Annotated in this window: 9 protein-coding genes; 1 reads left to right on the forward strand and 8 read right to left on the reverse strand. The window is 35.4% G+C overall.

Annotated features, from left to right (window positions below; genetic code table 11):
- Positions 1-381 precede the first annotated feature (381 nt).
- The 5 genes from cas2 to NZ900_02455 form a co-directional block, all read right to left on the reverse strand.
- Positions 382-666: a CRISPR-associated endonuclease Cas2 gene (cas2, locus tag NZ900_02435; GenBank protein MCS7232952.1), complete on the reverse strand. Its 285-nt coding sequence runs from the start codon at positions 664-666 to the stop codon at positions 382-384.
- Positions 663-1,562, reverse strand: a complete 900-nt coding sequence (gene cas1 / locus NZ900_02440; GenBank protein MCS7232953.1) for a CRISPR-associated endonuclease Cas1 — start codon at positions 1,560-1,562, stop codon at positions 663-665. Before cas1 ends, cas2 begins: the two co-directional genes overlap by 4 nt.
- Before the next feature lie 11 nt (positions 1,563-1,573).
- Positions 1,574-2,482: a CRISPR system precrRNA processing endoribonuclease RAMP protein Cas6 gene (gene cas6 / locus NZ900_02445; GenBank protein MCS7232954.1), complete on the reverse strand. Its 909-nt coding sequence runs from the start codon at positions 2,480-2,482 to the stop codon at positions 1,574-1,576.
- Entirely contained in the window at positions 2,460-3,212 is a 753-nt protein-coding gene (locus NZ900_02450) for a 2-phosphosulfolactate phosphatase (GenBank protein ID MCS7232955.1), read from the reverse strand. Before NZ900_02450 ends, cas6 begins: the two co-directional genes overlap by 23 nt.
- Before the next feature lie 148 nt (positions 3,213-3,360).
- Entirely contained in the window at positions 3,361-3,852 is a 492-nt protein-coding gene (locus NZ900_02455) for a hypothetical protein (GenBank protein MCS7232956.1), read from the reverse strand.
- 179 nt (positions 3,853-4,031) lie between these two features.
- Here NZ900_02455 and NZ900_02460 point away from each other — a divergent pair, with 179 nt between their 5' ends.
- A complete protein-coding gene (locus NZ900_02460; protein MCS7232957.1) occupies positions 4,032-4,865 on the forward strand; it encodes a DMT family transporter in 834 nt (277 codons plus the stop codon).
- Here the strand turns inward: NZ900_02460 and coaE are convergent.
- The 3 genes from coaE to NZ900_02475 all read right to left on the reverse strand — a co-directional run.
- Complete coding sequence (gene coaE / locus NZ900_02465; protein MCS7232958.1) at positions 4,830-5,438, reverse strand: dephospho-CoA kinase; 609 nt, start codon at positions 5,436-5,438, stop codon at positions 4,830-4,832. The genes NZ900_02460 and coaE overlap by 36 nt on opposite strands.
- 2 nt (positions 5,439-5,440) lie before the next feature.
- Positions 5,441-7,345 (reverse strand): UvrD-helicase domain-containing protein, encoded by a 1,905-nt coding sequence (locus NZ900_02470; GenBank protein MCS7232959.1) that lies wholly within the window; start codon positions 7,343-7,345, stop codon positions 5,441-5,443.
- Positions 7,311-7,976 (reverse strand): carbon-nitrogen family hydrolase (locus NZ900_02475; GenBank protein ID MCS7232960.1); only part of this gene is annotated, 666 nt, incomplete at its 5' end. The genes NZ900_02470 and NZ900_02475, both read right to left, overlap by 35 nt.

Raw genomic sequence — 7,976 nt, forward strand, 5'->3', positions numbered from 1 at the left:
CCAACTGAATTCATCTCTCTGCAGTAAAATTACTGCAGAGGGGTCGCAATCCCTTTTTATTCAGGGTTTTTTCCAACTCTCTACAGAGAGGGGTTGGAAAAGTATTTAAAGGCAAGAACTTTTAATGGGATTTTTACAGACTCCCCCGGGAAATGCCCCCTTCACATGCTACCACAAATTGCCAAACAATTTACCATAGAAAAAATATTGACAGATCTAAACCTAAAGTTCCTCGGATAAAAACAGAGCTACTTATAAATTCATATTTTGCTGCGATCCGAGTTTTATACAAACAATTTTAAATTGTCAAGGTTCATTATTCAAGTATCAACAAAATAAACACGATATTAAACCCCTCACAACAAACGAGGCACAACCCACTTAAACTATATCTATATCATCTTCAACTACTATTGGTCCTTTCCCTATAAAGTCTATTGTCTCCACGCATCTTTTACATAACAAATAGAATCTCACTGAATCAGTTTCCATATCTATTATAAGAGAAGCTCTTCTCTTTATTTCAAGGTAGGTCTTATCATCTACATAGCACTCAAAAACACTTTTCTGAACCCTTTTGCCATATTTCTCAAGAAGTCTCGCTATATTTTCTCTTTTCGTATCATCACTTATATCATAAGATATAACCCAGTATCTCTTGCTCATAATTTGATCATATAAGAACGATAAACGCTTTCTCCTTTTATAGCTTTTGATAAAAGATTAACCTGAGAATTTATGATCCGATCAAGAGAACGAGATTTTACTTGCTCTTGGAACTCTGCTATTACTTTCTTAATACCCTCATGAGTAAGATAAACTCCAGCAGATTCTTCATCTTCTTCTTGACAAAAGCGAAAATCCCCTAACATTAGCATCTTCTTATTAGAAAGCCTTAAAAATATTCTATCCATAAAAGGTCTAAATTCCTCCATTAAATCTAACGCTAATGATGGTCTACCATAATCTACAGAGTGGTAAAAACCCACATAGGGATCTAACCCCTCTGTATATATAGAAGACTCTACAATAAGAAAAAGAAGAGTATATAAAAAACTTAAAACAGCATTTGCTGGATCTTCTGGAGGACGACGAGTTCTTGAGCTAAAGTTAAATATTTCATTTTTAACACATAAATTTAAAGCTCTAAAGTAAGCTTCTGCCGCAGCTCCTTCCATCCCCATAAGGGATTCTAAAGAGCCACATATCTCTATTTTCATAAGCACAGAACGAAGAAACGAACATGTTTCACTTATCTCCTTACTTTTTATATCCCAGTTATATTTCTGAAGAATTGATATAGAGTTTCTTACCTTACCCCTAACGAATTCTTTAGCCAAACTTAATCTAAAATTAGTATCTTTATGCTTATCATATTGAAGAAGTCTAAGAAATACATTCTTAGACAAGTTTCCCTGAAGTCTCCCCTTATAATTCCCCTTTGCTGAAAGAAAAACCACCTCTATACCCTTTTTAAGAGAATAAGTTATGAGCTGAGGTGATAGCCGAATATTACCAAAAAGTATTATTTTCTCCACACCACCATCAGGATAACTTCTTATTACATCTTCATTTATAATATATTTAAATCCTTCAGAACAACCTTACCAAAACCAAAAGTTGTGTTTTTACCCACATGAAGCTCTTTCATAGCCTTCAGATAATCCAAGAAAAACCCATTAACAGGTTGATACCTTATTCTTCCTGTAACACCATAAAAGGGTATCTTTCTTTTCTGTCTGTAAGAAAACCTACTAAAAACTCCTTCAGTTATAGAGTGATCTACAATATTAACCCTGTCCAGCAAATCCAAAACAGGTTTAAAAGGATATTCCCCACCTCCACCACAGTGAAAATAGTCAAGGAGTACCACCCTTCTGAAAAAGTTCCTCATTAAGGCTGAAAAGCTTGGTTCTTTTTGAATCTCTCCGTTAAATATAAGCCTTAAAGGAGATTCAAGATCAACTTCAACAGAAAACAGCCTATTATCGCCGTTTATCTCAAACTTTAAGTAACTATAATTCCCAGAAGGAAGTTCTATCTTATCCCCTTTATAAAGATTCTTACCTTCGTAAGATAACGAAACAAGCTCAAGCTTAAGATTATTTAAAATATTCAAAAAGCAATAAACAAAATATGGTAAATAATCGTTAGCCTTACCGATAAGAGTTAAATTTATGCTCACTCTATCTCCCTTAGTAAGGTCGAATTTCTTAAAGGGAAAGTATATAATAAAGGGACGAGGTGCAGAGTCATATTTCCTCATAACTTTAGTTAAGGGTGATGGAGAGGTTTCGAATAACATGGCATAAGGACAGGAAAACCTAAGCATACATTTAGAACACTCAAAGCTTTTCTTTATACATGCTAACCTTTTAAATTCGGCTCCAAACTTTCCACGCAGTACATTAGAGGTAAAAGGCCCCAATTTAATATTTCCCTTAGCCACACACTCTAAATTATAGACCCGCCAGCGTAACATTTTTTAAAATCACCTCTCCCTTACCAGTAGCTATAGGAACCAAGTCGAAAAGGTTAAATTTAGAACAGAACTCCACATCTCTATATTTACCATGCTTTATAGCATTTTTACCGCTAGCCGATCTCAAGAATACATCCAAAGCATCGTTATGTGAAGCCCAGTTGAAGGCTATACAAGCAGCATCATTAAGTTCTATTACACTACCTATAAGCTCCCTTATCCTAGAAACTATGACCCCTGCACAGTAAAAATCATCAGACACAAGATTACCCTCTTTACCAGCACAAGCTATACCAATACCATTAAAGCCCCCCTTACTGAAAACTTCCAATGCAAACTTTACAGCAGCATCAAGATTAAGTATAGAACCCACTATAGCATCTTGCCCACCCTTCAAAATCTTTCTCAAGAGCTTTGTGCCATTAGTAGTAGTAAGAACCGCATTTTTACCTCTTATTAAACTCGAATTTTCCATTATTTCTGTTGGAGAGTTATCAAAATCAAAACCGGCAATCTTTACACCACCTCTTTCCCCCATAAGAAGAACTTGAGGATTCCCCTTCTTTATGATCCTTGCTTCTCTAATAGATGATGTTAAATAAAGATGCTTCCCACCACAAGCAAAGAACGTAACTATAGTAGATGTAGCTCTTATAACATCAAGAGCTATCCACAAAAATTTTTCCCCAGGCAACCTTTCTGATATAGATGATAAGACATAAATTTTCATTCTAAAGCCGATCTCCCCTCTTTATAAACCTAAAGTATTTACCTACCACGAAATAAAAGTAAGTAATGCTGATACAGACCAAAATCCTATCGTAGTTAAAATTCCGAGAAAATAAAGCATTGTAAAGTAATATGGTCTTTTATTTTTCTTATAGTGATCGCTTTTTAATTAATGGAATAATAATTCCGAATGTAATAAAAAGGAGTCCAAGGCCACCAAAGCTTGGATTAGCTACAATTTCGCATCCTCCTCCACACCACCAACCGAAATCAATCTCAACCTGATAAGGACCAGACCATGTAGAAAGACCGTATATGTCTTCAACTTTAACATAAATTTCATACCATCCTTCTCGCCAAGCTTCATACCATAGGCTATCGCCGTATCCTACACCAATTCCATTTACATACCAAGTATAAAAAATAGGATCTCCGTCTGGATCATATGCGCTAATTTGTCCCTTTATAACAGCATATTCATAACAATAATACCACCAATAGTCGCAGTAATCATAGTAGTCTACATCTATCCATAGCCTGGTTATCACAGGCGCTAGATTCTGAGCTATCGCCATCCTATTGAAAATAATTAAAACTAATATTAATACAGCTAATAACTTAAATATAGTATTCTTTCTCATTCAGCAACCTCCTTAAAGAAAAATCTTTTATACATTATTATAAAACCTTAAAAAAATGAGGTCAACCTTAAGTATCATCATTTAAAAAGAGCACTTTTAGCAAGAAGTAGATACCTGACAACACATCAATAAAAAGACTGTAACAAACTTAAGAAGATCACTGTTAAAATAATATAAGGATGAAGAAGCTTTTACTGTTTTTAGGGGTATTTATAGTTTCCTTTTCAGGAATAATGATAAAAGTCAGCGATTCAAACCCTATATCTATTTCATTTTACAGATGTTTGATCGCCTCTTTTCTTTATATCACAGCTTTAAAATGGAAGTTCAAGCTGTTTGATTTTAAGAAGGAAATTCTCTTACTTATATCTGGTACTTTTGTAGCCCTTCACTTTTATTTCTGGATAAGTTCCTTCAGACACACTACTATCGCTGGAGCAGTTATTCCCCTTATGGTTCAACCTTTTTTTACATCTCTTCTATCATTTTTAATTTATAATGAAAAGGTAAGCCTAAAAGAGATCTTTTCTACACTAACTATACTTTTGGGAGTGATTATCATGACAACTTTTGACGCTAAAATTTCGCTAGAATTATCCTTCGGAGACGTTCTTTCACTAATTGGAACTCTTTTCCTATGCGGATTTATAACAGTTGGAAGATTTATAATACCTATAATAGGAACCTTGAACTTTAATATGAGAAGCTATCTTATTGCGAGCGCTTTCTTGTTCTTTTTAAGCTACCAGGAGATTTTTCGCTTTTTTCCTATCAAAGAATGGGTGATATTTTGGGGACTTGGTGGAGGCTGCTCCTTCCTAGGTTATACGCTAATTAACAACTCCCTCAAGTTTTTCAAGGCAGGAACAGTTAGCATAGCTTTAGTAGGAGAACCTGTACTAAGTATAGTATGGGCATGGATCCTCTTCGGAGAAATTCCAACATTTTCACAAATTATAGGACTTTTAACTTCAATACTAGGAATAATATCGTTTTTTAGGTCTAAGCTTTAATTTTTCAATTAAAAGCTTTACTTTCTCTTTCAGTTCTTCCAAGCTTCCGTCATTATAAACTACATAGTGAGCTCTTTTCTCTTTTTCCTCCAAAGGTAATTGGCTTTTCATACGATCCTTTATCTCCTCCTCAGTCCAACCTCTAAAGTTCTTAAGTCTCTCCAAAATCAAGTTAATAGGAGCAGAGACAACTACTATTACATCAACTTCGTATGGATCCCCTGCCTCCAAAAGCAGCGGAATTTCAACCACGAGATCTTCACCCTGTCTCCTGGATTCGCCTATCCTAAACCTTATTATCTCTCTCACAAATGGGTGAATTAGAGAATTTAAGAACTCTAACTTTTCTTTGTTTTTAAATACTATATTCGCTAAAATTCTTCTATTTACCTCTCCTGATTCGTCAAATATTCCCTCCCCAAAAGCTTCCTTAAGCTTAGACTTTATGTCTGGGCTTCGAAGAAGCTCATGAACTACATCATCAGCGCTTATCACATCTATACCATATTCTCTAATGATCTTTAATACCTCGCTTTTCCCACAGCCAAGTCCGCCGGTTAAACCAACTATCATTCTTATTCCTCCACTAATATCCTATAAACCGGATCTATTTCGCTAATAAACATGGAAGGAGCACTGGAAAAGATTGAACCAAATATTTTTCTCCTCCTGCAAGCAGTCATATAGAGACGATCCATTGCCCTTGTCATCCCTACGTAACATAATCTCCTCTCCTCTTCAATATCTTCACGAGTATTAAAGCTTCTATAGAGGGGAAATAGCCCTTGTTCCATTCCCACCATAAAAACCACAGGAAATTCAAGCCCCTTTGCAGCATGAAGAGTGAGAAGACTTATAGCATCCTCAGCTCCCTTAGCTAAATCCTGATCTGTGTAAAGAGATATTTTATCAAGAAAAGCCTCAAGAGTAAGCCCTGGTTCCTCCTCTTCAAAGCGAGATATTACAGTTAACATCTCCTCCAGGTTCTTTAACCTATCTTCTCCATCCTTTTCCTGAGAACGAAGCATTTCTAAGTAACCGCTTTTCTCAAGAACCTCAACATAAAGCTCTCTTAACGTAATAAGATTAACTTTCTCTCTTAAGCTATCTATAAGGTTTGAGAAGGAAAGCAAAGCATTTACAATTTTTTTCTGCCCAGAAAAAGTTTTAAGGCCTTCCCATATACTTATTTTATTAGATAATATATGCTCTTTTAAGGAAAGGATAGTCTTTTTCCCTATTCCCCTTGACAGCGCTAGTAAAGCTCTTTCAAGACTTAAAAGATCATATGGCGAAACAAGAATTCTCAAGTAGGCCAAGGCATCTTTTATTTCTTTCCTCTCATAGAATCGAACACCACTTATAACTTTATAGGGGAAACCATACCTCATAAAAAGTTCCTCATAAAATCGAGATTGTGCATTAATTCTATAGAGTAACGCTATATCCTTAAAGGAGTAACCAGCTTTCCTAAGAGAGTTAATCTCATTCAGTATGAACTCACTTTCATCAAGTTCAGTTTGACCTATATATACTAGGACTGGTTTCCCCTTACCTCTATTAGTCCAAAGCTTTTTAGGATATCTGCTTACATTATTAGATATTACACTGTTTGCTGCCTCAAGTATGGACAAGGTTGAGCGATAGTTTTGCTCAAGATATATTATTTTAGCTTCCGGAAAATCCTCTTCAAAGTTTAATATTATATTTGGATCAGAACCCCTCCAGCTGTATATGGATTGATCTGGATCTCCAACTGCTGTTAATCTCCTCGTACCAGAAGATATGATCTTAGCTAAGAGAAACTGAGGTTTATTTATATCCTGATATTCATCTACAAGGACATATTTAAATCTTTTAGTATATTTATTTCTTAAAAACTCATCTTTGAGAAGCTTCAATGGTTCAATAAGAAGATCATCAAAATCAACAGCTTTAAGATTTCTCTTTTTCCTCTCATATTCAAAATAAATATCAGATAAAACTTTATCTTTCGGAGTATATGGAATAAACTCTTCAGGAGATATCATGCGGCTCTTAAGAAAGCTTATTTTAGAGACACAATATTGAGAGGTTATACCATCAATTTTAGGCGATATATCATTTATAACCTCTTCCAATAGGTTTTCTCTATCATCCTCGTCAAGAACTATCCCTTCAAACCCTTCTGCTCTTAAAAGCCTCAAACCAAAAGAATGAAAAGTAGAAAGAATTAACCCTTCTATATTCCCATTTAATAACTTATTCACTCTCTCTTTCATTTCTGAGGCAGCTTTGTTAGTAAAGGTAACAGCTAATATTTCGTAAGGAGAAGCCAAACCTTCCGAAAGTATATACGCTATCTTATAAGTTATTACTCTTGTTTTACCACTTCCAGCTCCAGCTAAGACAAGAAGCGGTCCATCTGTATAAAAGACTGCCTCCCTCTGGGAAGGATTCAGTTCTTCAAGAAATTTCGTAAACTTCTGGTGCTCTATCATCGAAAACAGGGATGATCCCCCTTACCTCCTTTACTCTGCTTAATTCTAGTTCTGCAAATATAACGGTTTCCACATCAGTCCCACCAGCTATAATATCTCCCCAAGGATCAACCACAAGTGAATTTCCATTAAAGAGAAGGTCTCCCTCTTTACCACACCTATTAACTCCGATTACATAGCATTGGTTTTCAATAGCCCTCGCTTGTAAAAGTATCCTCCAATGAGCTATTCGAGCTGCCGGCCACTGAGCAGGAACAAATATAATCTGTGCACCCTTTAAAGCAAGAGTTCTAATAAGTTCGGGAAATCGTAAATCGTAACATATAATCAATCCACATTTTACTCCCTCAAGATCGAATAGACAAAGCTCTCTTCCTCTTGCAAAAGTCTTATCCTCACCCATCAAACCAAAAAGATGTATTTTACGATATACTCCCAAAGGTTTTCCCTCTCTATTAAAAACAAAAGAGGTATTGTATATATTCCCTTTCTCAAAAAAAGGAATACTGCCTCCAACTACATTTACATTATAACGAATAGCTATATCCATTAAAAACTTAAGTGTTTTGGGATTTTCAACAGGGGCCAAGTCTCTCAGGTTTTTTATATCGTAGCTTGTATCCCACATCTC

The organism is Synergistota bacterium (assembly GCA_025060595.1).
Classification (GTDB): domain Bacteria; phylum Synergistota; class GBS-1; order GBS-1; family GBS-1; genus 42-11.